Raw genomic sequence first — 21735 nt, 5'->3', positions numbered from 1 at the left:
GGTCTTTCGCATTCGGCCGGTCCGATCGCGATATCTGAGAGACGAAGGACGTGCGGGCGGTGCGCTTCGCCGAGCGCGTTCGTTAGAAAGGTATTCTCAATGACGACCGACGAGGTCCTGGCCATATTTCGCGAGGCGGGCGCTTATCTCGAAGGCCATTTCATTTTGACTTCCGGCCTGAGGAGCCCGGTCTTTTTGCAGAAGGCGCGTGTCTTTATGCATGCGGACCTGACCGAGCGGCTCTGCAAGGCAATGGCCGATGCGATCCGTGAACGCGTCGACGGTCCGGTCGATTACGTTGTGGGACCCGCTGTCGGCGGGATCATCCCGGCCTACGAGACGTCCCGCCATCTGAAGGTGCCGGCCGTCTGGGTTGAGCGTGAGAACGGCGTCTTCAAACTGCGCCGCTTCGAACTGCCGAAAGGTGCCCGCGTGGTGGTCGTGGAGGATATCGTGACCACCGGGCTCTCGATCCGCGAGACGGTGGCCTGCCTGAAGGAGATAGGTGTCGATGTGCGCGCCGCTTCCTGCATCATCGATCGTTCTGCCGGAAAGTCAGATGTCGGCGTTCCGCTGATCGCGCTCGCCGAATATGAGGTGCCGGCCTATCCGGCGGACCAAATTCCGCCAGAACTTGCGGCAATAGAGCCGGTGAAACCGGGTAGCCGCTCGCTTTGACGGTGTCCTGAACGAAAACCGCCCACGTCGTCCCGTTACGGAATGAAAACAATCGCCGAAGATGCTGTTTCGAAGACGCAAACCGGAAATCTTCTGGGATAGAGCCAGGCTCTGGCTCTGGCCGCGCGTCTCGTTTCAGCGCTCCTTTCTCTACTTCAAGAAGCGGGTGCTGCGGCTCCATGCGACGCCGCATGCAATCGCGGCCGGGTTCGCCGCCGGCGTGCTCGCCTCGTTCACGCCGTTCATCGGCTTTCATTTTCTGCTCGCCTTCGCCATCGCCTATGTCATCGGAGGCAATATGGCTTCCGCCGCGCTGGGAACCGCCGTCGGAAATCCGCTTACCTTTCCCTTCATCTGGGCGCTCACCTTCGAATGCGGCTCGGAAATCCTCTATGGGCGCGGCGAACTTGGATCCACGCACCAGGTCGGTTGGGCGCTGCGAGAGATGAACGTGGCGGCTATCTGGGAGCCGCTCTTAAAGCCCATGTTGATCGGTGGCATCCCGATCGGTCTCGTCGCTGCCGGAATCTCCTACTGGATCATCCATATGGGTGTCGGTCGATTCCAGACGCGGCGCGCGGCACGCCTTGCCCGTCTCAAGCTCAACCGCGCCAAATCTGCCATAACCGGATGACAATCTGTCACCATGTGGCAGCGCTTGCATTCTCGGTGGTTTCGCGCATTGCCCCTGAGGGGCATGGTGGATAAAAGCGCCTTAACATTTGTGGCCGGGGTGTTTCGGTCGATCCAAAAGGTTTGAATGAGGATGGTCGACCCGACCCAAAAGCCAAGTGACGATGGACTTGGTCAGACCATGGGCGAGCGCGGCGCGGTGAAGAACCGCGAAGCCGACCTCGTCGCCGAAGCCAACGGCAATTCCGGAAAGACAGTGCGCAAACAACCGAAACCATCGAAAAATGCCGAAAAGGGCGGCATCGGAGAAACGATCAAGGTCGTCCTGCAGGCGCTGGTCCTGGCTCTTGTCATCCGGACCCTGTTCTTCCAGCCGTTCTCGATTCCGTCCGGCTCGATGATGCCGACGCTGCTGATCGGCGACTATCTCTTCGTTTCTAAGTGGAGCTACGGCTATTCGCGCTATTCGGCGCCACTCTCGCTGCCGCTCTTCGAAGGGCGCATCCTGCCCGGTGAGCCGACACGCGGCGATGTCGTGGTATTCCGTAAGCCCGGCGAGGAAGACACAGACTACATCAAGCGGCTGATCGGCCTGCCCGGCGACCGGATCCGCATGCGCGAAGGTGTCCTCTTCATCAATGGCAAAGAAGTTCCGAAGGAACCGGCCGGCACATTTGTCGGCGAGGACGGCGAGGAAATCGAACAGTTCCGCGAGACCCTGCCGAACGGCAAAAGCTATATGACGCTCGACCTCGGCCCTAATCTTGCCGGTGACAACACGCGCGAATTCGTCGTGCCGGATGGCCACTACTTCATGATGGGCGACAATCGGGACAATTCCCTCGATAGCCGCTTCGACGTCGGATACGTGCCGTTCGAGAATTTGGTCGGCAAGGCGCAGATCATCTTCTTCTCGATCGGCGGCGGTGCTTCGCCTCTGGAGCTCTGGGAATGGCCGAGCGAAATACGCGTCTCGCGCATTTTCGACTGGCTTGGCTGATGCGGGCATGAGCGCACGCACCAAGCCGCTGGCCGAACTCGAAAAGCGGATCGGTGTCCGCTTTTCCGACCACGATCGCCTGCAGCGGGCGCTGACGCATTCGAGTTTTCGGTCCTCCAAGGGCGACGGCCGCTCCTACGAACGGCTGGAATTCCTCGGCGATCGGGTGCTCGGCCTCGTCGTTGCCGACAAGCTGTTCGAGATGTTTCCCAATGCCGACGAGGGCGAGCTCAGCTTGCGGCTGAATTCCCTCGTCAACGCCGAAACCTGCGCGGCTGTCGCCGACGAGATCGGGCTCTATGAGTTTGTCCGCCAGGGCGGCGATCTGAAGAAACTCGCGGCGTCGCGCACGAAATCGATCCGTGCCGATCTGATGGAGTCGCTGATCGCGGCGATCTATCTGAATTCCGGCCTGGACGACGCGCGGGCTTTCATCGAGTCCCATTGGGGCGAGCGGCTCAACAAGAGCGTTGCAGCCCGTCGCGATCCGAAGACCGCCTTGCAGGAATGGGCGCATCAGCGGGGCCCCGTGCCGCCGAAATACGAGGTGGTCGATCGATCCGGTCCCGACCACAATCCGAAATTCAGGATAAAAGTCAGCATCGCGGGTGTCGAACCTTCGGAGGGCGAAGGGGCGTCAAAGCGTCTTGCCGAGCAGTCGGCAGCGATTGCCATGCTGATCCGTGAGAATGTCTGGAAGGACAAAGCGTGAGCGAAAACGACGAGATCGGCGGCGAGGAAGCCGTTCCTGGAGAGGCGACGCATTCGGGCTTCGTCGCCCTGATCGGTGCGCCGAATGCCGGCAAGTCGACGCTCGTCAATCAGCTGGTCGGCACCAAGGTCTCGATCGTCACCCACAAGGTGCAGACGACGCGGGCGCTGGTGCGCGGTATCGCGATCAAGGACAAGACTCAGATCGTCTTCGTCGATACGCCCGGCGTCTTTTCCCCGCGTCGCCGGCTCGACCGCGCGATGGTGAAGACTGCTTGGTCGGGCGCGAAGGATGCCGATATCCTGCTTGCGATCGTCGATGCCGAGCGCGGCGTGAGCCCGGAGGTCGAGTCGATTCTGGAGCGTCTGAAGGACGTCAAACAGACCAAGGTTCTGCTTCTCAACAAGATCGACCGGATCAAGCGCGACAAGCTGTTGGGCCTCACCCAGCAGATCGTCGACAAGGTCGCCTTCGATCAGGTCTTCATGATCTCGGCCCTCGACGGGTCGGGCTGCGAGGATCTAATGACGTGGCTCGCGGGCGCGCTGCCCGAAGGGCCATGGTACTACCCGGAAGACCAGATTTCCGATCTGCCGCTTCGTCAGTTGGCCGCCGAGATCACCCGCGAAAAGGTCTTCCTGCGGCTTCATCAGGAACTGCCTTACGCCTCGACCGTCGAGACCGAACTTTGGGAGACGCGGAAGGACGGCTCGGTGCGGATCGAGCAGACGATCTATGTCGAGCGCGACAGCCAGAAGGCGATCGTCCTCGGCCACAAGGGCGAGACGATCAAGGCTATCGGGCAGGCCGCGCGGCGGGATATCACAGAAGCGGCCGACTGCAAGGTGCATCTCTTTCTCTTCGTGAAAGTGCGTGAGAACTGGGGAGACGACCCGGAGCGCTATCGTGAGATGGGCCTCGATTTCGGGCAATAGTGCATCAATTATAGATTGTAAAAAGTTTTTGTCTATACTACTCTTTGGTGCGTTTCATCAAGGAGAAATTCGATGGTAGCAGCCCCGGAACGAGATCTGCCGGAAGAGCCGGAAGCGGTGTTGGATGTGATGAGACCGGTTCCGACGGGGCGGGTCGTCATGATGTTCGATCAGGATGCAGACTCCGAGGCGAAGCGGCAGATTCTTGCGAGTGAAGCGGCGTCCACCCTTGGAGGACCCTCGCTTCAGATCGCGACCACGGCGCAAGAGCGTCGCGATGCCCGTCATTCCGGCCAGCGGAGGGCAGCCCTTTTCGATCGACTGGGACTGGCCGTCATAGATCCCGCCCAAGGCGGTGGTGCGCAGGTAGCGGAGGTCGCCGCCAGACTGCGTTCGGCCAGTGGTGTTGCGATGGTTCGGCCCGAATATTGGGTCTATACGGCGGGTGTCTGGCGAGACTCCAGCGATGCGACATGGGGACTGAAGGCAACGGGGGCCGCCGAATCCGAGTTCACCGGCAAAGGCGTCAAGGTTGCGGTCCTCGATACCGGATTCAACTTCGAGCATTTCGATTTTTCGGATCGCGTCATCGCGTTTCAGGATTTTGTAGACGAGAACGGGGACGCCGCCGATCGTCAGGGTCATGGTACCCATTGCGCGGGCACGGTCGTCGGACCGCGCGGGCGTAGTGGGTCCGGTCCGAATTATGGCGTCGCACCCGATGCAGAACTCTATGTCGGAAAAGTCCTGAACGATCGGGGCATCGGCGCGGAACTGGATATTTTCGCCGGTATCGAATGGGCGCTCGATGAGGGGTGCCATATCATTTCGATGTCGCTCGGACGGCCAGTGCAGCCGGGCACTCCGCCCGACCAGATTTACGAACGCCTTGGCGAAAGCGCACTTGCGTCCGGCAGCTTGATCGTCGCGGCCGCAGGCAACGACAGTGCGCGCCTGAGTGACTTCGTTGCGCCGGTCTCGATCCCCGCAAATGCGAAAAGTATCATGGCTGTCGCAGCGCTGAACGCCGATCTTACGATCGCGTCCTTCTCGAACGGCGGTCTCAACCCGGCCGCGTCGGGTGTCGATATCGCGGCGCCGGGCGTTCGGGTGCTGTCTGCCGGCCTGAGCGAGCGGCCTTATATCCATCTCGATGGTACCAGCATGGCGACGCCTCATGTCGCAGGTATCGCGGCGCTCTACGCCGAGTCCGACCCATCGCTTCGCGGGCAGGCTCTCTGGGACGCTCTGGTTGCAAGCGCGAAGCCACTGAGTGGCGGCACAAGGCGGGATTTCGGGGCGGGGCTGGTTCAGGCACCCGGAATGCCGATTGCGTGATGCTTACGCAACTTTAACGTTTGAAAAAACATTCTGTCGCAATTGTTGATAGGGGGCAAAAGCCCTAGATGCGGATCAACATATTCTCTTGAGCCGGATCGGGTGCTAGAACACGGCACTCGGTCTAAAGGAGGCTTTGCATGAGCATGGTCAAACTGACGATCACCGTCGATGACGAGCATCTCGCGTCGACGCAGTCGATCGCGAGCGAATTGTCGGAACGTGGACTGATGGTTGAGCGCGTATCCCGGCGCGCTGGAGCGATTTTTGGATCGGCCGAAAACACGGCCCTCGACGCAATCCGCTCGATGGAGGGAGTGCAAGACGTGCGCTCTGCCTATGAGTACCGTTTACCCCAGTTTGATCCGGCGATCCCGCAATAGGCTGCCTCCGCGCTTTCGAACAAAACACCGCGAAGCCGCCACACGCCAGAACTGACTTCCAAGGTCGTCCACACCGGCGAAGAGGTCATGTTCTGCTCGGGCAGCCGCTGGGCCCCTTGGGGTCGATGTTTTCGAATGTCGACGGACCTCTCTTCGAACACGACTGCCAAATGCGATCGGGCAGGCCGCGCGGCGCGATATCACGGAAGCCGCAGACTGCAAGGTGCACTTGTTTCTCTTCGTGAAAGTGCGAGAGAACTGGGGCTACGACCCGGAACGCTATCGCGAGATGGGCCTCGATTTCGGGGCTTGAGTCTCAGCGACCCCAATGTGTTGCGGCGAGGTGTTTTCTGTATAAACTCCGTCCGAGCGGCCGATTCCGGCTGAAAAGCAATCACAACAGGAGCGGATAGGCGGTCGTGCTTGAGGCGACGGCCGACGGAAAACCGCTTGGGGGAGAGATCATGAAATCCTTGAAGATCGCAGCGCTCGGCCTCATGGCCGCGACGGCGCTCACCGGCCACACGCTTGCGCAGGACGCCTCCGACGAGACCCTCGACATTGGCCTGATGCTGACGCTTTCCGGTCCCGGCGCCGTTCTCGGCGAGCAGGGTCGCGACGGCTTCATGCTGGCGGTGGAGGAGATGGGCGGAAAGCTCGGCGGTGTCGAAACGAACGTGACCACAGTCGACGACGAGCTGAAGCCCGATGTGGCGGCGAACCGGGCGCGTGAACTGGTGGAGCGTGACAGCGCGGACTTCGTGGTCGGGCCGATCTTCTCCAACATTATGGCGGCGATCGCCAAGCCCGTGACTGATGCCGGAGCCTTCCTGATCAGCCCGAATGCCGGACCTTCGGTTTTCGCGGGCGAGGGATGCAACGAAAACCTCTTCGTCGTCTCCTACCAGAACGATCAGGTGCACGAGGTGCTGGGCAAATACGCGCAGGACCAGGGCTTTGAACGCGTCTTTCTGATGGCGCCGAACTATCAGGCCGGCAAGGATTCGCTCGCGGGATTCAAGCGTTCTTTCAAGGGTGAGGTCACGAACGAGATCTACACACAGCTCGGCCAGCTCGACTTCTCCGCAGAACTCGCGCAGATCGCGGCGATGCAGCCGGATGCGGTGTTCACCTTCATGCCGGGCGGCATGGGTGTCAATCTCGTCAAGCAGTATCGGCAGGCGGGCCTTGAGACGATCCCGTTCCTCTCCGCCTTCACCGTGGACGAGACGACGCTGCCGGCCCAGCAGGACGCTGCAGTAGGTTTCTTCGGTGGGGCGACCTGGGCGCCGAACATTGACAACGAAAAGTCCAAGGCCTTCGTTGCGGCCTATGAGGAGAAATACGGCAGCGTTCCCGGAGTCTACGCCATGCAGGGCTATGACGCCGCGCAGATGATCGACAGCGCGGTGAAGGCGGCCGGCGGTGATTTGAGCGACACGGACGCGATCCGCGCCGGTCTCGAAGCCGCCGACTTCGACTCCCTGCGCGGCGACTTCAAGATCGGCCCGAACCACTATCCGGTTCAGGACTTCTACCTCGTGAAGGTCGCCAAGCGCGACGACGGCAAGTACCAGACGGAGATTGAGGAGACGATCTTCGAGGACTATTCCGACGCCTATGTAGACCAGTGCAAGATGGGGTGACGTCCGCGCAGGGGTGGGAAGTGTGACTCATGTCTAGGCTTACGGCGATGCGGCGAAAACCGCCTCATTCGTCATTCTCGGGCTCCGTCCCGAGGATCCAGATCGGGCTTGCGGAGAGTTCGGAATTCTGACTTCGACTCTTCTGGATTCTCGGCGCGGATGCCGAGAATGACGGAGGAGAGGGCGCGCGAAAACACCTATGAGCCAACGTCCCGGCTGGCATCGGTGACATCGATGCGAGAGTCGGGTACGCCCCCGCAAAATCCCGAATTGATCGCGCGACGATTGCAGAACGAAGAGACATAACAAGACGAAGACATGTTCAATCTCTTCCTCCTGCAGGCTCTCAACGGCATCCAGTTCGGTATTCTGCTCTTCCTCGTCGCGGCGGGGCTGACTCTGATCTTTGGGATCATGGACCTCATCAACCTCGCTCACGGCGTCCTCTACATGGTGGGCGCCTATTTCGTCGCGATGTTTACGGCCATGACCGGCGACTTCTTTCTGGGGCTCGCGGTCGCGCTTCCGGCGGCACTCGCCTTCGGTATTCTGCTTGAATTCCTCGTCTTTCGAAGGCTGTATGAGCGTGATCATCTCGATCAGGTGCTCGCGACCTTCGGCCTGATCCTGATCCTCAACGAGGGGGTGAAGATGATCTGGGGTGCGGCGCCGATGAGCGTGCCGATCCCCGATATCCTTTCGAGCTCGGTGCCGTTGATCGGCTTCGTGCAGTACCCGATTTTCCGGATCGCCATCATCGCGGCCGGGCTTGCGACCGCTCTCGGCCTCTATCTGCTCGTCAATCACACGCGAACGGGGATGCTGCTGAGGGCGGGTGCGACTGATGGGCCGATGGTGTCGGCGCTCGGGGTCGATATCAAGCGGCTCTTCATGCTGGTCTTCGGGCTTGGTGCGATGCTGGCCGGGTTCGCCGGCGCCATGGTCGCTCCAATTCTTTCCGTCGAGCCAGGTATGGGTGACTCCATCCTGATCTTGACCTTCGTCGTCATCGTGATTGGCGGTGTCGGGTCCGTGCGCGGTGCATTCGTCGCCGCCATACTCGTGGGGCTGGTCGATACGCTGGGGCGCACTTTTGGGCCGATCCTTCTTCGCTCCGTCATGGACGCCTCGGCCGCCGGGCAGACCGGCCGAACGCTGGCGCCGATGCTTATCTACATCCTGATGGCAGTGGTGCTCTTCGTGCGTCCCTCGGGCCTCTTTCCGGCAAGAGCAGCCGCGGCATGACTTTGGCTGCGTCTCGAACGGATGAGGAGAGTGCCGATCCGGTGGTGGAAACGCGCCGCCGTTTCGGCATCGTCTCGCGGGAAGGGGCTGCGGTCGCGGGCACGATCATCTTCGCGCTGCTGGCGTTTCTGCCGCTCCTTGCAAGCGCTCTCGACGATCCGTTCCTGCTCGTAACGGCGACGCGGGTGATGGTCTTCGCGCTTGCCGCGCTCGCGCTCGATCTGGTGCTTGGTTTCGGCGCGATGGTCTCGTTCGGTCATGCGGCCTTTCTCGGTATCGGGGCCTATTCGGTCGCGATCCTGTCGAGCCATGGCGTCGAGGACATCCTCATTCAGACTGTCGTGGCCCTCGCCGCCGCCTCGCTATTCGCGCTCGTGACCGGCGCCATCTCGCTGCGTACGAGCGGGGTCTATTTCATCATGATCACGCTCGCCTTCGGGCAGATGGCTTATTTCTTCATGGTCTCGCTTTCGGCCTATGGCGGCGATGACGGCATGACGCTCTGGAACCGCTCGACGCTGCTCGGCAGCGACGTGCTGGAGAGCGATCTTGTGCTTTTCTACGTCGTGCTTGCCGTGCTGGTTTTCGCTTTCTTCGCGCTTCGGGCCCTGGTCGCATCGCGTTTCGGACGCGTGCTAAGGGGGACGCGCGACAATGCCACGCGCATGCGGGCGATCGGCTTTTCGCCCTATCCCTACCAATTGACCGCCTATGTCATTTCCGGCGCCATCGCCGCGCTGGCAGGCGTCTTCCTCGCCAACCAGACCGAGTTCGTATCCCCCGCCTACATGAACTGGCAGCGCTCCGGCGAGCTCATCGTCATGGTGGTAATCGGCGGTATGGGGACACTTGTCGGGCCGATCGCTGGCGCCATCGCACTGCTTCTGGCGGAGGAATGGCTTGCCGACCTCTGGGAGCACTACAAGCTCGTGCTCGGAGTGCTCATTGTCTGCCTTGCTCTGTTCACCCGCGGCGGCATCGCGGGGGCGGCGAAGCGGCTGTTCGGCGGGACGCCCAAATGACGGACGAGCCGCTTCTGCGCATTGATGCCCTGCGCAAGTCCTTCGGCGCTCTTTGCGTGACGGACGATGTATCGATCGAAGTTCCGAGGGGCGAGCTTCACGCCATCATCGGCCCTAATGGAGCGGGCAAGACGACACTGATCCATCAGCTCTCTGGCCAGCTCGGGAGCGACTCCGGCCGGATCTACCTCGCAGGTGGCGATATCACCGGGCGATCGATGCCGGACCGGGTACGGCTCGGGCTCGCGCGCTCCTTCCAGATCACGTCCATTCTGGAGGGGTTTTCGGTTCTGGAAAATGTCGCGCTTGCGGTGCAGGCCCGCTCAGGATCGAGTTTTCGTTTCTTTGCCCGGGCAGCGTCGGAGTCCGCGCTCAATGCCAAGGGCATGGAGGCTCTGGCCCGGGTGAACCTTGCCGATCGCGCGCACCGCATCGCGGCGAATCTTTCCCATGGCGAGAAGCGCCAGTTGGAGATCGCGATTGCGCTCGCGACCGGTGCCCGGCTGTTGCTGCTTGACGAACCACTCGCCGGCACGAGCCACGAGGAGTCGGCGGCGCTGGTGGCGCTGATGCAGGAGCTGAAGGCGACTCACACCATCATCCTGGTCGAACACGACATGGAGGCGGTGTTCGCGCTGGCGGATCGGGTGAGCGTCCTCGTCTACGGCAAGATCATCGCCAGCGGCTCGCCAGGGGAGGTGCGCGATGATCCAGCCGTGCGTTCTGCCTATCTCGGCGATGAGGAGGCCGCCTGATGCTCACCGTCGAAGGGCTGGAAGCTGCGTACGGAGACAGCCGCATCCTGTTCGGCGTCGATCTCGCCGTCGGGGCAGGGGAGGTCGTCACGCTGCTCGGCCGCAACGGCATGGGCAAGACAACGACGATCAAGTCGATCTTCGGGCTCTTGAAGCCGCGCGGCGGCCGGGTGGCGATCGACGGCTTGGATTTTACGGGAAAGCCGCCGCATCTCATCGCACAGAAAGGGCTTGGGCTCGTACCGGAGGGGCGGCGTATCTTTCCGACGCTGACGGTAGAGGAGAACCTCGTCGCGACCCATCGGACGGAACGCGCAGGGGCCGCGAAATGGACGCTGCCTTCGGTCTACGGCCTGTTTCCCTCACTGAAGGCGCGGCGCCGCAATCTCGGCAGTCAGCTTTCCGGCGGAGAGCAGCAGATGCTTGCGATCGGCCGGGCGCTGATGACCAATCCGCGGCTCGTCGTCCTCGACGAGGCGACCGAAGGGCTCGCCCCGCTAGTGCGCGCCGAAATCTGGCAATGCCTCGAAGCGATCAAGGATGCGGGCGATGCGATCCTCGTCATAGACAAGAACGTCGATGTGCTGACACGCTTTGCCGACCGGCATGCCGTCATCGAGAAGGGACGGATCGCCTGGACCGGCACGACGGCTGAATTGAAGGCGACGCCGGCGATCAAGGACCGGTTCCTGCACGTTTGAGGGGTAGTACGAAATGGCCGAACTGAGCGCGGAAACCTGGACCGCGAAAGGCGAGGTCGTCGCGGATTTCGACGCCGCCTATGATAACCGCGCCGCTGTCACCGACGCGGCAGCAACCGTTTCGCGCTGGCCGAACGATGCGGCGGCGTTTCGAGAACGGCTTCTCGCAGCGGGTAGGGCTGAGATCGGTATCCTCTACGGCTCCGCACCGCGGCAGCGCTATGACCTGTTCCGCCCGGAAGGCGAAGCGCGGGGTCTCGTCGTCTTCATCCATGGTGGCTACTGGAAGTCCCAGGATGTCGGAAATTTCTCGCACTTTGCCGGCGGCCCGCTTGCACGCGGTTACGCTGTTGCGCTGCCGGAATATACGCTCTGCCCGGACGCGACGATCCCGCATATCACCCAAGAGATCGGTGGCTGTCTCGACCACGTGACGGAGCTTGTTGCCGGGCCGATCCGGTTGTCCGGGCATTCGGCGGGCGGGCATCTTGCGACGCGGATGATCTGCGCGGATGCGCCGATCGCGGCATCGACGGCAGAGCGGGTCGACCGCGTCGTCTCGATAAGCGGTCTGCACGATCTCCGCCCGATCATGCGGACGGCCATGAACGAGGTTTTACGGCTCGATGTCCAGACAGCGCGAGCCGAGAGCCCGGCGCTTCTGGAGCCGAGACAAGGCGCCGAACTCATCTGTGTCGTCGGGGCGGACGAGCTGCCGGAACTCCGCCGGCAGAACGCCTTGCTTCCCAATGTGTGGTCCGGGTTTGGATTGAAGACGCGAGGCTTCGAAATACGCGGCCGGCACCATCTCGACGTAATCGACGCTCTGCGTGACGCGCGGAGCGATCTGGTCGAATTGCTGGCTGGTCAGCCCTAAGCGAACACGTCCGCCAGATCGTCGAAGCCGACGCCTTCCTTGATCTCGCGTAGCCGCGCGTAGCAGACGGCCGTCGCGATCGAGAAGATCGCCGTCGTGAAACCGGCGACGGCACCCTGGAGAAGAAAGAAGATGACCCCCGGAAGGAGCGCTCCGAGAAAGCCGACGACGAGACTGCCGACGATGACGACGATGTAGACCAAGACGAGAAAGCCGACGATGGGCCAGCGATATTCTTTCGTGAGTTGTTTCGTGCGTCCGAGCGTTCCGAAACCAAGCTTTTCGATCATCAGTACCGGTACGAAGGGCCCGAAGACGCCAAGAAGCCAAAGGCCCGGGATAAGGAACAGGGCAAATCCGATACCCATTATGATCGAGACAAGGATTGTCAGGACGATCAGCCAGAGTGACTGTTTGATGGCAGCTGCAATGTAGCGTGCCATGCTGGGCGCGCGACCGGTTCTCGCGTCATAGGCCGCGAGTGTCAGCATGCCGGTCATCAGAGCGTAAAGAATGGTCGGAAGCAGGAAGAAAACCACGACGTAGGACAACGGCGACTCGATCATCATGGTCTGCATTGGCGAGCTCGTTCCCGGATCGAACGAGTCCGTGACGGTCGGAATCGTGCCGAGGGCAAGATATGTTGGAATCTGGGTGATGAGGCCCCATACGATGCCGATGCCAGCAAAGATCCCGAACCGGCTTCCGAAGATCGAAAACGTCTCGCCGATGCGGCCCCCGACGCCGAAAGATGGCTTTGCGGCCCCGGCCGTGTCGATTGTCATGAAAGGTCCCTTTCCTGCTGTCGTCTTTTGCAAAAGCCAGACGCAATGCTGGGCTCGAATGCGGTTGGCAATTTGTCAGGAGCTCGTGCCGGTACCGTTATCGCTCTTGGTGGCGTTATAAAATTTATCGGTGCGGGCATCGCCCATGAGCTTCTTCTGCTCAAGATAGCTGCGTTGCGCAACGTAAAAGCTCTCGAGAAATTCCCTTTCCTCTTCCGGAGGAACGGTCTCGTCATAGCCGATTTTCGCTCTTATCCGCGCGCCGACCTTGGTCATTGCATCGTTTTCCTTGCGACCCTTCACAACGCCATCGCCGCGCAGCAGGCGTTCCAGAACCTGGAGCTCGTAGGCACCGTAGAGATCAAGCTGGGCGGAGGTGAAGACGAAGCGTTCGCGCGCCGTGGCGCCGACCTCGCGTGCGATATCCGGCAGGAGCATCGGACGCGGATCGACGATCACCGCCGTTCCGGCAGCGATATCTCCAATCCGCTGATTGAAGCGGTTTCGAGCGGGCACCACGAACACGATGGCGACCCAGACGAACATCAAGAGTAGCGTCCATCCGCTGTCTCCAGCGCCGCCGATCAGATAGCCGATCGGAAGGAAGACCTCGACCTCCTTCGTCAGGTTGCGCACGACGATCTGATGGGTGGAAAGGCCGAAGCCATCGCGGGAGATCACGCGCAGGCCCATCATTTTCTTGCCAAGGGTGCGCCCGTTCATCATCAGCTCCGAGACGATGTAATAGGGCGTGCCGATGAAGAAGAAGAGCAGGGCGAGGATAGCCTCGATCGCGTTGTCGCTGCCTTCGAATGCATAGCTGATCGCGATGACCATGATGATCGTCGCGGTGATGGTGATCAGTAGATCGATGAACTGGGCGCCGGCGCGTGAACCGATACTCGCGATATCGAAATTGAGACGTACGCCTTCCGGCGGCGTGAAGGACAGTATCTTGTGTTTGGACGCGCTCGACATTCCGCGCCGCCGTGCGGCCTTCGGGGCTTTAGGGGCCTTGTTGGATGGGGTCGGGTACGAGCGGACGGGCCGGGCGCTTTCGATCATTGGTTCGCCTCGCGATCTCTGTCGGATTGCGGGGTGTGGTCTGCGGCCCGACCCGCGAATAAGAACCAGCATAGCCATCCAAGGCCGATCCCCCAACCGATTACCACTCGCGCCCAAAGATCGGTTACGATCTGCCGGCCGAAGCCTTCGAGAAGGCCGGCGGCGATGAGCATGATGGCAGCGACGATCGCGAGCTTCACGGCATCGCGGCTCGCATGGCGCAAAGCGGCGGAGCGGCTGCGGCCGCCGGGAAAGAGGACCGCGTAACCCAGCAACAGTCCGCCCGCCGCCGCGATCGTGATTGCGGAAATCTCGGTGACGCCATGGATGGACAGCCAGCCGAAAGCATCGAGCGCCAGGCCTTTGTCCGCATGCACCTGAAAGAAGGCTCCGAGGATCGCGCCGTTGTAGAGAACGAGAAGCACGCTCGGCAGGCAGGCGAGCAGACCCAGCGCAAAGGCGAAGAGGGCGACCTGCGTGTTGTGTGAGAAAAGGGAGGTGGCGAACGCCCCGAGATCGCTGAGGCCGCCCGGCTCGCTGTAGAGCATCGATTTCAGGGTTTCCGCACTGGCGCGCGGCCCGCGTCCGCCGGCAAGTTCTTGTGGAACGAGCGCGTAATACCAGTTCGGGTCCTGCGCAGTGAGTAGAAAGGCAATCAGTGCGCCGCCGAGCATCAATGCATAGGCCACTGCGATCATCGGCCAGGACCGGCGGATCGCCTGTGGGGCGGAGCGGGCGAAGAACCGGGTGACGAGACCGCGAAGACTTTCCCCCGGCGCATAGATGAGGAGATAGGCGCGCCCGCACAGGCTTTCGAGATAATCGACGACGCCCCTGTCGAGCGAGATTTCCCGTGCGACCGAAAGCGAGTTCGCTGCCTGCCGATAGAGCAGGACGAGATCGCGCGCATCGTCGTAGCCCAGCTGCGATAGTCCCCGTTTCTCGCCGTGCTCGACGATCGTCGCGAGGCGCTGCCAGTCGTGTTCACGCTCCTCACGGAAGCGGCTCGATCGGATGACGTCGGCGCGCGCGTTCATACGAGTTCCCTCGCCTTGATCGTCAGATAGGTCGAGATCAGCTGCGCCGTGATCTGGCCCGGATCGGCGTCGATCACAAAGACCCCGATCTTGCCGAGGCGTTCCAGAACCATCCGCCGGTCGCGCTGAATGCCGGCAGCAGCGACCGCCGAGGCAACATCCTCGATGCCATGTGCAGACTGTCTTGCATAAGCGTTGAGCAGGGGATCGCGGATCGAGACGAAGATGACGACATGGTGCTTGACGAGAACCTGAACGTTCTCGACGAGGAGTTCGGCGGTGGTCGTGTCGACGAAATCGGAGAAGACGACGACGAGGCTGCGCCGGTTGAGGCGCTGGCCGAGATGCGTCATGGCGAGCGTGTGGTTCGTCTCGACGCTGCGATATTCGAGATCGGCTGTCCGAGAGCGAAGTTGCGCGAAGGCCCGCCGCCCGCCGCCGGGTGGCAGAAAGAGACGAGGCCGGGCATCGAAGGCGAAGAGCCCCACCAGATCGCCACCCTGAATGCCCGCCCATCCAAGAGCGAGCGCCGAGCGGATCATGTGATCGATCTTGGCGAGGCCATCGATTTCCTCGCGCATCAGATGACCGTTATCGAGCGACAGGACGATGTTGTTGTTGCGCTCGGCCCGCATTTCCCGTGCGACCAGCGAGCCGTGCCGGGCGGAGCGTTTGTAGTCGATGGTGCGCGTGTCCATTCCGGCGACGAAATCGCGGAGCTGGTGGAATTCCGATCCCTCGCCACGGGTCAAAGCCGTGCGCTCGCCGAAGCTCAATGCGGCGATTTCGGCATCGATCGCACCGGATGTGATCGAGCGGACGTTCGGCACAACGGAAATTCGCGTGGCGCAGGGATAGAAGGCGACGAGTTCGATAAGCCCCAGCCGGCTGACGCGCAGGGCGCAGACCTCGACGAGATCGAGTTGCCCCCGCATTACTGCTTTGACGACGACGCTTGCCGAAAGCGCGCCAGCTTCGGAACGCGTCAGGCGAAATTCCTGCGGGCCTGTCAGGCCGGACGGCCAGGCAATCCGCATGAGCGCGGATCCCGTCGCCGGCTGTGCTGACGAACCAAGCGGTACGAGGCCGAAGTCGAGTGTCGTCGTCTCACCGACGAAGAGCTCGCGGCTGTCCGGTGCTTCCAGCCGAAAGCGTTTCGATGACGGTGTCATGCTGACATCGGCCAGAACGACAGCCACAAGGATGACCCAGGCGGCAAGAATCAGTTCTGCCGGGAATGCCGGCACCGCGATCACGCCGAGCGAGAACAGCGCGATCAGGCTCGCGAACAGAAGAAGGCGGCGCGAGGGACGCATCAGCGCGGTGCCGCGACCTGATCGAGAATGGCTTCAAGCACCGCATCGGGGCTGCGGCCCTCGATCTCGGCGGTAGGGCTGAGGACGATGCGATGGCGCATGACGGGCAGGAACAGCTCCTTCACATCGTCGGGGATCGCATAGTCGCGGCCATCGAGAGCCGCCTTTGCACGAACCGCACCGCAAAGCGCGTCGGCCGCACGGGTGGACACACCAAAGGCTATATCGACATCGGAGCGGGTCGCCCGCGATAACGACAGGACATAGCGCAGGATCTCGTCATCCAGCCGGATGCCGTCGATCAGGGTTTGCCCGGCCTTGATCTCGTCGAGACCGGCAACCGGTTCGATCGCCGCCTTTCTCGCATCGTGGTCGAGCGGTTGTCCGGCATGGAGCCGGAGGATCGAGAACTCGTCTTCCTCGTTCGGGAAATCGAGCGGCAGCTTGAACAGGAAGCGGTCGAGCTGGGCTTCAGGCAGCGGGTAGGTTCCCTGCTGCTCCAAGGGGTTCTGGGTGGCGACCACGAAGAAGATGTCGCCGACGCCGTGATCCGTGCCGTCGATCGTCGCCTTGTGCTCGGTCATGACCTGCAGGAGCGCGGCCTGAGTCTTCGGCGGAGCGCGGTTGAGCTCGTCGGTCAGAAGAATGTCCGTGAAGATCGGTCCGCGCACCAGCTCGAAGCGTCGCGCCTCGAAATCGTAGACATTCGAGCCGATGACATCGCCCGGCATCAGGTCCGGCGTGAACTGGATGCGCTTGAAGTCGAGCGACACGGCCGAGGACAGGCTCTGGGCGAGCAGGGTCTTCGCCGTACCCGGAGGGCCTTCGAGGAGGCAGTGACCCCGCGCGAAAAGCGACACGAGAAGCAGTTCGACGATCGCATCCTGCCCCTGAACCGCTTTGCGGATTTCACCGGCTATGCGGTCGCGAAGGGCTCGCAGCTCGTCCAAATTCATTCCAGATCTCCTCGATGACGGCTTCGAAATCGGCCAGTTGCTTCATCTGGTCCGTCGTGGCGTTGTTTTCGTGGGTGTAGCGAAGGGCCTGATAGGTGCTTTCCAGGCGTTCGCCGAGCGCCGGTGCCCGGCGGGACAGGAAACGCTCTAGAGCCGGCATGACGTCGCCCCTCCCATCGCGGCGGGCATGCGGCCCGAGGAGGGCTCCGGCGAGCGATTCCAGCCGGTCCTCGACATGGGTGCTCACCAGCGCTGTGTTCTCACCTGCGAGCAGGAGAATGCGTCGTGAGGCTTCTATCGTGCGCGTTTTGGAGGCATCGCTCGCCTCAGCCGGATCGTCATCGACGGGACGACCGAAACCGCGGCTGCCACGCCACAGGGCAAGGCCGGTCAGAGCTACGACACCGATCCAGACGAACGAGAACGGATAGACGAAGAAGCGCTGGAGGTCGGCGAGGGACCTGACATGCGGGTCTGTGCCATTGGAATCACCCGACCATGTTTCTTCGGCATCCTTGTCGATGAAAATCGGCTGGTCGCCCGCGAGTTGTCGGATCAGAGTGAGCGCGACAGACGCATTCTCGCCGAGCCTGAGGCCGTGATTGTCCAGAAGATCGGGATCGGACAAGAGATAGATCGGATGAGCGTAATAGGTGTCGTCTCCGCCCCAGCACCGGGCGAGGAGCGTCCCGGCTGTTCCGAGCGTCAGCAGCGATTCGCACTGGTTTCGAAATTCTTCGTCAGCTGTGAAGACCTGGGCTGCGTAGAGACTGACCGGTAAGTCGATCTTCAGCCCGGTTTCCTCGCTCTTCACGTCGTATTCGGCGAGACCGAGATCGGACGACCTCTTCACGCCGAGTTCGAAGATGTCGACGAGGTCGGCCGGAACGAGAAGGTCCGGATGCGCGCGTCCGCGACTGACCATGCCGCCGCGCCATTTCGGCATCGTGGCGAGGACGGGGCCGGTCTCGAGCTTGTTGATGAGATCGGTCTCGAAGATCGGTCGCGGTGCGAGTTCGCCGGCCACATCTTCGCGGCCATCGGTCATTTCGATCGCTTCTTCGTCCGGATGCGGATCGTAGATCGGTAGAACGCGGAAGGAGGCCGGCGAGCCATCCTCTTTATGCTGCAGCAATTCGTCCGTTTCGAAACCGTTGCTTTTCAACCAGATTTCAAGGCCGCCGAGCCCGATTGCCGTACGCTCGAGAGGGTGGCTATTGCCGAAAAAGATCAAGAGAGCGACGGCAAGAACGACGGCGCCGAGGATCAGCAGCGGCCGCTTTGAATCTTCAGCCCCCGACGCCGACCCGTCGCGATTGACGCCGGCACCGCCTCTCGTGTGCACTGTACTCATTGCCCGGTCCTTTTCAGGAACGGTGCAGCGAGGTCGAGGCATTCCTCGTAGTCTTCGCGGCTGATCGTACGGCCGCCGAAAACGACCAGCTCGACCCGCCGGGCAACCGTCTGGAGGGCGCTGCGATGGTGCCAGCTTCCCGGCAGTCGCTCGAGAAGCTCGCGTGTCGTCAGGCTGCGCTTCAGGACGATTTCGTTATCCCGAGCCGCAAGCGCGAGGAAGCGTTGCAGAACCTGCCGCAGGCCAACCCTCGGGTCGGTTTCCGATCGCAGCCGGGCGATGAAGTCGGTGTCGATATCCCGATTGTCCTCAAAGCTTTCACGACCCCGATCCGGCCTGTTGCGATCATGCGGCTTGGGACCGGCGCGATCCAGGAGCCCACCGCGCCGGCTCCAGGCATAGATCCCGAGAAACAGAATGAACCCGATCAGAATGGCGATCGCTATCAGCCGAACCGGGTCGGAAAAGTCGCGCGGCGTTTGCGGAATAGAGGCATCTTCGGGTTGGTAGTTGGAGAGGTCTGCGTCGAGTTCGCTATCGGGATGAAGATAATCGATGCCAACTTGCAGCCCTCGGCCCCGAACGGCATCCTGATAGTTGGTGGAGGCTTCGGTGCTTGGCGGTGCATAGGGTGCGAGCGAAGCCTGTCCGCCGTTTGAGTCCGATTGTGCGAAAGCGGGACTTACGAAACCTGTCAGGATCGCCAGGGCGAGGGTAGCAGACGAAATACCATTCCCTCGGACGCTCCAGCTCCTCGCTCGCCCGGCTCGATGCATGCACTGGGTCACGGTGATTGAAACGGCTCCCGTCCTTTGGGGACCAAAGCCCGCCGGCTTTGGTACTCGACCGATTGCGAAGATGTTGCGCATGTATCGGAGATTCGTTTTGCGGGTATGATAATCGCCAAAGGGTGAAAATCCAGACGTTCATTCTGATAGACCGGCCACGATTCGACGTGTCTGTTCGCTCGGCGGTTCGCTCGGCTTGACGCATCAAGCCTTGGCGACTATAGCCAAGCCCAATTTTCCGATCATGCCCGTCAGCATGGTTCGCGTCGATTTCGATGGCGCGGGGGCGACGGGTGTTCTGACCTGATAGAGAAGGTGAACCCATGTCTCGCGTCTGCGAACTCACCGGCAAGGGCGTCATGTCCGGGAACAACGTGTCCCACGCGAACAACAAGACGCGTCGCCGCTTTCTGCCGAACCTGTGCAGCGTCACGCTGATTTCCGACGCTCTCGGACAGCGCTACCGCCTCAAGGTTTCGGCCCATGCCCTGCGCTCGGTCGAGCACCGCGGCGGTCTCGACGCCTTCCTCCTGAAGTCCCGCGAGAACGAGCTTTCCCAGCGCGCCAAGCTTCTGAAGCGCCAGATCGCCAAGAAGCTCTCCGAGACGTCTGAAGCGGCCGCTTAAGGCTAATCGCTTCTCGTAAGAATGCCTGCGCCGTGCCGGATTGATCCGTCGCGGCGTTTCATTTCGCCCGGTGGTTTCATCCGGCCGGGCGCTCATCCTCTGGTTCCATCACCCAGGTTAAAAAAATGCACTTCCTCAAGACCCATTGGCTCGCCGTTCTGGCGATGACCCTTATCGTGCTCGCCGCAAATGTCGCGGTGCAGTATCCGATGTTCATTCAGATCGGCCCGCTCAATCTCGCCGATCTCCTCACCTACGGCGCGTTCGTCTATCCCTTCGCCTTCCTGGTGACGGACCTGACCAACCGGCTCTACGGGCCGAAGATCGCGCGCCGCGTCGTCTATACCGGCTTCGCGACGGCCGTCGTCTGCTCGATCATTGTGCCGACTGCCCTCTTCGAAATGGGTCTCATTCCCTATTCGACGGGTGCCGCCCGCATCTCGCGGATCGCGCTCGCCTCGGGCACGGCCTTCCTCGTCGCGCAGCTTCTGGACATCTTCGTCTTCAACAAGTTGCGGCAGGACCGCTGGTGGCGCGCTCCGGCTGCGTCTTCGGTATCGGGCTCGGTGGTCGATACGCTTGTCTTCTTTGGCATCGCGTTCGCGCCGATCTTCGTTTTCCTCGCCCCGAACGACGATTTCGCGCTTCAGGGCGGCCCGCTGTTCGGAGTGATGGCGACCGAGGCACCGCGCTGGATTTCCTGGGCGCTGGGCGACATGGGGCTGAAGCTCCTGATCGCCGCCTTCGCGCTGGTGCCATACCGCATCATCATCGGACAGGTGTTGCCGGCCCGGCAGGTCGGGGCGTAGCGCGTTTCTGCATGTGAAAAGACAGCGGAAGCCAGGTTCAAAGCCCGGCTTCTTTGTTTTCCAGAACGAACTCCAGCAGGAGATTTCGCTGGAGGAACGAGTTGTTGTTGTCGGATATCAGGATGAGGCGTGTTCGGCCGGCATCGTCCTGCCAGATCGCAAGCCCTTCCATGTTGTCGATTTCCTCGGAGAGATCGGCCTCGAAGATGATGTCGCCGTCGACCAGAGCGCCGGGCGATATCCGGTTCCCCGCGACTCGCCGAATTCGCGCGCCGAGGCCGCTGGTGAAGCCGTCATAGCGACGCTCCAGAACGAGAAGGTCACCGTCCGGCAGGAAGTCGGCGTCGGTGACGTCCCAGCGTTCATCTTTCCTGATTTTGAAGATGCCTGATTGTGGCCCGTCCACGATCGCCGCGAAGAGATTGCCGTTCGTGTCGATCGAGCCCTCAGCGAAGGTGATCAGCGCACCTGAGAGAGACGAGCCGGGCGGAGCGACCGCGAGCGCTTCGAGCCCTTCGTTCGCACGGAGTTCGTATAGCGGAATGGGTTGCGGGACTTCTGCCGGCGTGACGATCCGCTTGTTCACGACCGGGTAGCTGAGGATGCGGGGGCGGCGCTCGAACGATACGAGAAGATTATCGCCCCGGCGCGCCAGTCCTTCGGCATCGCTCTCGATCTTGCCTTCAAGGGCCGAACCATCCGTTCCGGTGAGGGGTTCGACCTCGACATCTTTCAGACCCGTCGGTGCGCCCGAGGCATCGCGCGCGATGCGGCCGGTCACCCAGTCGCCAATATCGGTGATCGCGGTGAAGCCCTCCCCATCGGTATCGACGACGAGGCCAGAGATGCCCGCGACGCCACTGCCGAACGCTGAAAATGAGAAGCCGCCGACATAGGATAGGGCTCCGAAACGGGTCTCGTCACCGTCTTTCTGGAAGGTCTCGATCGGCTTGGCCGAGATGGTGACATACGCGCCGAATGCATCGATCGGTGCGATGGTGAGACAGGCCGACGATACGGCGATAACCGCCATGATACGGCACAGAAAGAGCCGATCCGCCATCACCGCGCCGG

The 21735-nt window shown here is 61.7% G+C and carries 23 protein-coding genes and 1 pseudogene; 16 read left to right on the top strand and 8 right to left on the bottom strand.

What is annotated here, in order from left to right; translation table 11 throughout:
- Positions 1-99 precede the first annotated feature (99 nt).
- From pyrE to ABRA89_RS14185, 14 genes and pseudogenes are all read left to right on the top strand, one after another.
- A complete protein-coding gene (pyrE, locus tag ABRA89_RS14250) occupies positions 100-678 on the top strand; it encodes an orotate phosphoribosyltransferase (protein WP_349942167.1) in 579 nt (192 codons plus the stop codon).
- Between the two features lie 61 nt (positions 679-739).
- Entirely contained in the window at positions 740-1312 is a 573-nt protein-coding gene (locus ABRA89_RS14245) for a DUF2062 domain-containing protein (protein ID WP_349942166.1), read from the top strand.
- A gap of 132 nt (positions 1313-1444) precedes the next feature.
- Positions 1445-2311, top strand: a complete 867-nt coding sequence (gene lepB / locus ABRA89_RS14240) for a signal peptidase I (RefSeq protein WP_349942165.1) — start codon at positions 1445-1447, stop codon at positions 2309-2311.
- A 7-nt stretch (positions 2312-2318) separates the two neighbouring features.
- On the top strand, positions 2319-3023 hold the full coding sequence (gene rnc, locus ABRA89_RS14235; RefSeq protein WP_349942164.1) for a ribonuclease III: 705 nt from the start codon (positions 2319-2321) through the stop codon (positions 3021-3023).
- Positions 3020-3958, top strand: a complete 939-nt coding sequence (gene era / locus ABRA89_RS14230; protein WP_349942163.1) for a GTPase Era — start codon at positions 3020-3022, stop codon at positions 3956-3958. Before rnc ends, era begins: the two co-directional genes overlap by 4 nt.
- Positions 3959-4030: 72 nt before the next feature.
- Entirely contained in the window at positions 4031-5296 is a 1266-nt protein-coding gene (locus ABRA89_RS14225; RefSeq protein ID WP_349942162.1) for a S8 family serine peptidase, read from the top strand.
- 140 nt (positions 5297-5436) lie between these two features.
- The gene (locus ABRA89_RS14220) at positions 5437-5679 is read left to right on the top strand and encodes a hypothetical protein (RefSeq protein ID WP_349942161.1); all 243 of its coding nucleotides are present in this window, start codon (positions 5437-5439) and stop codon (positions 5677-5679) included.
- 172 nt (positions 5680-5851) lie between these two features.
- Positions 5852-5992: pseudogene (locus ABRA89_RS14215) on the top strand (GTPase Era); the annotation flags it as partial.
- A gap of 151 nt (positions 5993-6143) precedes the next feature.
- Positions 6144-7325: an ABC transporter substrate-binding protein gene (locus ABRA89_RS14210; protein WP_349942160.1), complete on the top strand. Its 1182-nt coding sequence runs from the start codon at positions 6144-6146 to the stop codon at positions 7323-7325.
- Positions 7326-7643: 318 nt separating this feature from the next.
- Positions 7644-8570 (top strand): branched-chain amino acid ABC transporter permease, encoded by a 927-nt coding sequence (locus ABRA89_RS14205; protein ID WP_349942159.1) that lies wholly within the window; start codon positions 7644-7646, stop codon positions 8568-8570.
- Positions 8567-9592, top strand: coding sequence for a branched-chain amino acid ABC transporter permease (locus ABRA89_RS14200; RefSeq protein ID WP_349942158.1), 1026 nt, complete (start codon positions 8567-8569; stop codon positions 9590-9592). Before ABRA89_RS14205 ends, ABRA89_RS14200 begins: the two co-directional genes overlap by 4 nt.
- A complete protein-coding gene (locus tag ABRA89_RS14195; RefSeq protein WP_349942157.1) occupies positions 9589-10347 on the top strand; it encodes an ABC transporter ATP-binding protein in 759 nt (252 codons plus the stop codon). Before ABRA89_RS14200 ends, ABRA89_RS14195 begins: the two co-directional genes overlap by 4 nt.
- Positions 10347-11048, top strand: a complete 702-nt coding sequence (locus tag ABRA89_RS14190; protein WP_349942156.1) for an ABC transporter ATP-binding protein — start codon at positions 10347-10349, stop codon at positions 11046-11048. The genes ABRA89_RS14195 and ABRA89_RS14190 overlap by 1 nt, the downstream gene beginning before the upstream one ends.
- Positions 11049-11061: 13 nt before the next feature.
- Positions 11062-11925 (top strand): alpha/beta hydrolase, encoded by an 864-nt coding sequence (locus tag ABRA89_RS14185; protein ID WP_349942155.1) that lies wholly within the window; start codon positions 11062-11064, stop codon positions 11923-11925.
- On the opposite strand, the gene ABRA89_RS14180 is transcribed toward ABRA89_RS14185, so the two are convergent.
- The 7 genes from ABRA89_RS14180 to ABRA89_RS14150 all read right to left on the bottom strand — a co-directional run bounded on the left by ABRA89_RS14180 (position 11922) and on the right by ABRA89_RS14150 (position 19307).
- On the bottom strand, positions 11922-12710 hold the full coding sequence (locus tag ABRA89_RS14180; RefSeq protein ID WP_349942154.1) for a hypothetical protein: 789 nt from the start codon (positions 12708-12710) through the stop codon (positions 11922-11924). The two genes, ABRA89_RS14185 and ABRA89_RS14180, sit on opposite strands and share 4 nt — an antisense overlap.
- 75 nt (positions 12711-12785) lie before the next feature.
- A complete protein-coding gene (locus ABRA89_RS14175; RefSeq protein ID WP_349942153.1) occupies positions 12786-13688 on the bottom strand; it encodes an RDD family protein in 903 nt (300 codons plus the stop codon).
- A gap of 83 nt (positions 13689-13771) precedes the next feature.
- Positions 13772-14812, bottom strand: coding sequence for a stage II sporulation protein M (locus ABRA89_RS14170; RefSeq protein ID WP_349942152.1), 1041 nt, complete (start codon positions 14810-14812; stop codon positions 13772-13774).
- The gene (locus tag ABRA89_RS14165) at positions 14809-16128 is read right to left on the bottom strand and encodes a DUF58 domain-containing protein (protein ID WP_349942151.1); all 1320 of its coding nucleotides are present in this window, start codon (positions 16126-16128) and stop codon (positions 14809-14811) included. Before ABRA89_RS14165 ends, ABRA89_RS14170 begins: the two co-directional genes overlap by 4 nt.
- A complete protein-coding gene (locus tag ABRA89_RS14160) occupies positions 16128-17084 on the bottom strand; it encodes an AAA family ATPase (RefSeq protein ID WP_349942150.1) in 957 nt (318 codons plus the stop codon). Before ABRA89_RS14160 ends, ABRA89_RS14165 begins: the two co-directional genes overlap by 1 nt.
- Positions 17038-18438, bottom strand: coding sequence for a hypothetical protein (locus ABRA89_RS14155; RefSeq protein WP_349942149.1), 1401 nt, complete (start codon positions 18436-18438; stop codon positions 17038-17040). The genes ABRA89_RS14160 and ABRA89_RS14155 overlap by 47 nt, the downstream gene beginning before the upstream one ends.
- Positions 18435-19307: a DUF4129 domain-containing protein gene (locus ABRA89_RS14150; RefSeq protein WP_349942148.1), complete on the bottom strand. Its 873-nt coding sequence runs from the start codon at positions 19305-19307 to the stop codon at positions 18435-18437. The genes ABRA89_RS14155 and ABRA89_RS14150 overlap by 4 nt, the downstream gene beginning before the upstream one ends.
- A gap of 242 nt (positions 19308-19549) precedes the next feature.
- On the opposite strand from ABRA89_RS14150, the gene rpmB reads away from it, so the two are divergent.
- Positions 19550-19852 carry a 50S ribosomal protein L28 gene (gene rpmB, locus ABRA89_RS14145; RefSeq protein WP_349942147.1) on the top strand — a complete coding sequence of 101 codons (303 nt, stop codon included), beginning with the start codon at positions 19550-19552 and terminating at the stop codon, positions 19850-19852.
- A 125-nt stretch (positions 19853-19977) separates the two neighbouring features.
- Entirely contained in the window at positions 19978-20661 is a 684-nt protein-coding gene (locus ABRA89_RS14140) for a queuosine precursor transporter (protein WP_349942146.1), read from the top strand.
- A gap of 37 nt (positions 20662-20698) precedes the next feature.
- Here ABRA89_RS14140 and ABRA89_RS14135 read toward each other — a convergent pair whose 3' ends face one another.
- The gene (locus ABRA89_RS14135; protein WP_349942144.1) at positions 20699-21724 is read right to left on the bottom strand and encodes an esterase-like activity of phytase family protein; all 1026 of its coding nucleotides are present in this window, start codon (positions 21722-21724) and stop codon (positions 20699-20701) included.
- Positions 21725-21735 lie beyond the last annotated feature (11 nt).

The sequence above is a fragment of the Fulvimarina thalattae genome (genome assembly GCF_040239565.1).
Classification (GTDB): Bacteria; Pseudomonadota; Alphaproteobacteria; order Rhizobiales; family Rhizobiaceae; genus Fulvimarina.
This window is presented reverse-complemented; position numbering and strand designations above follow the sequence as displayed.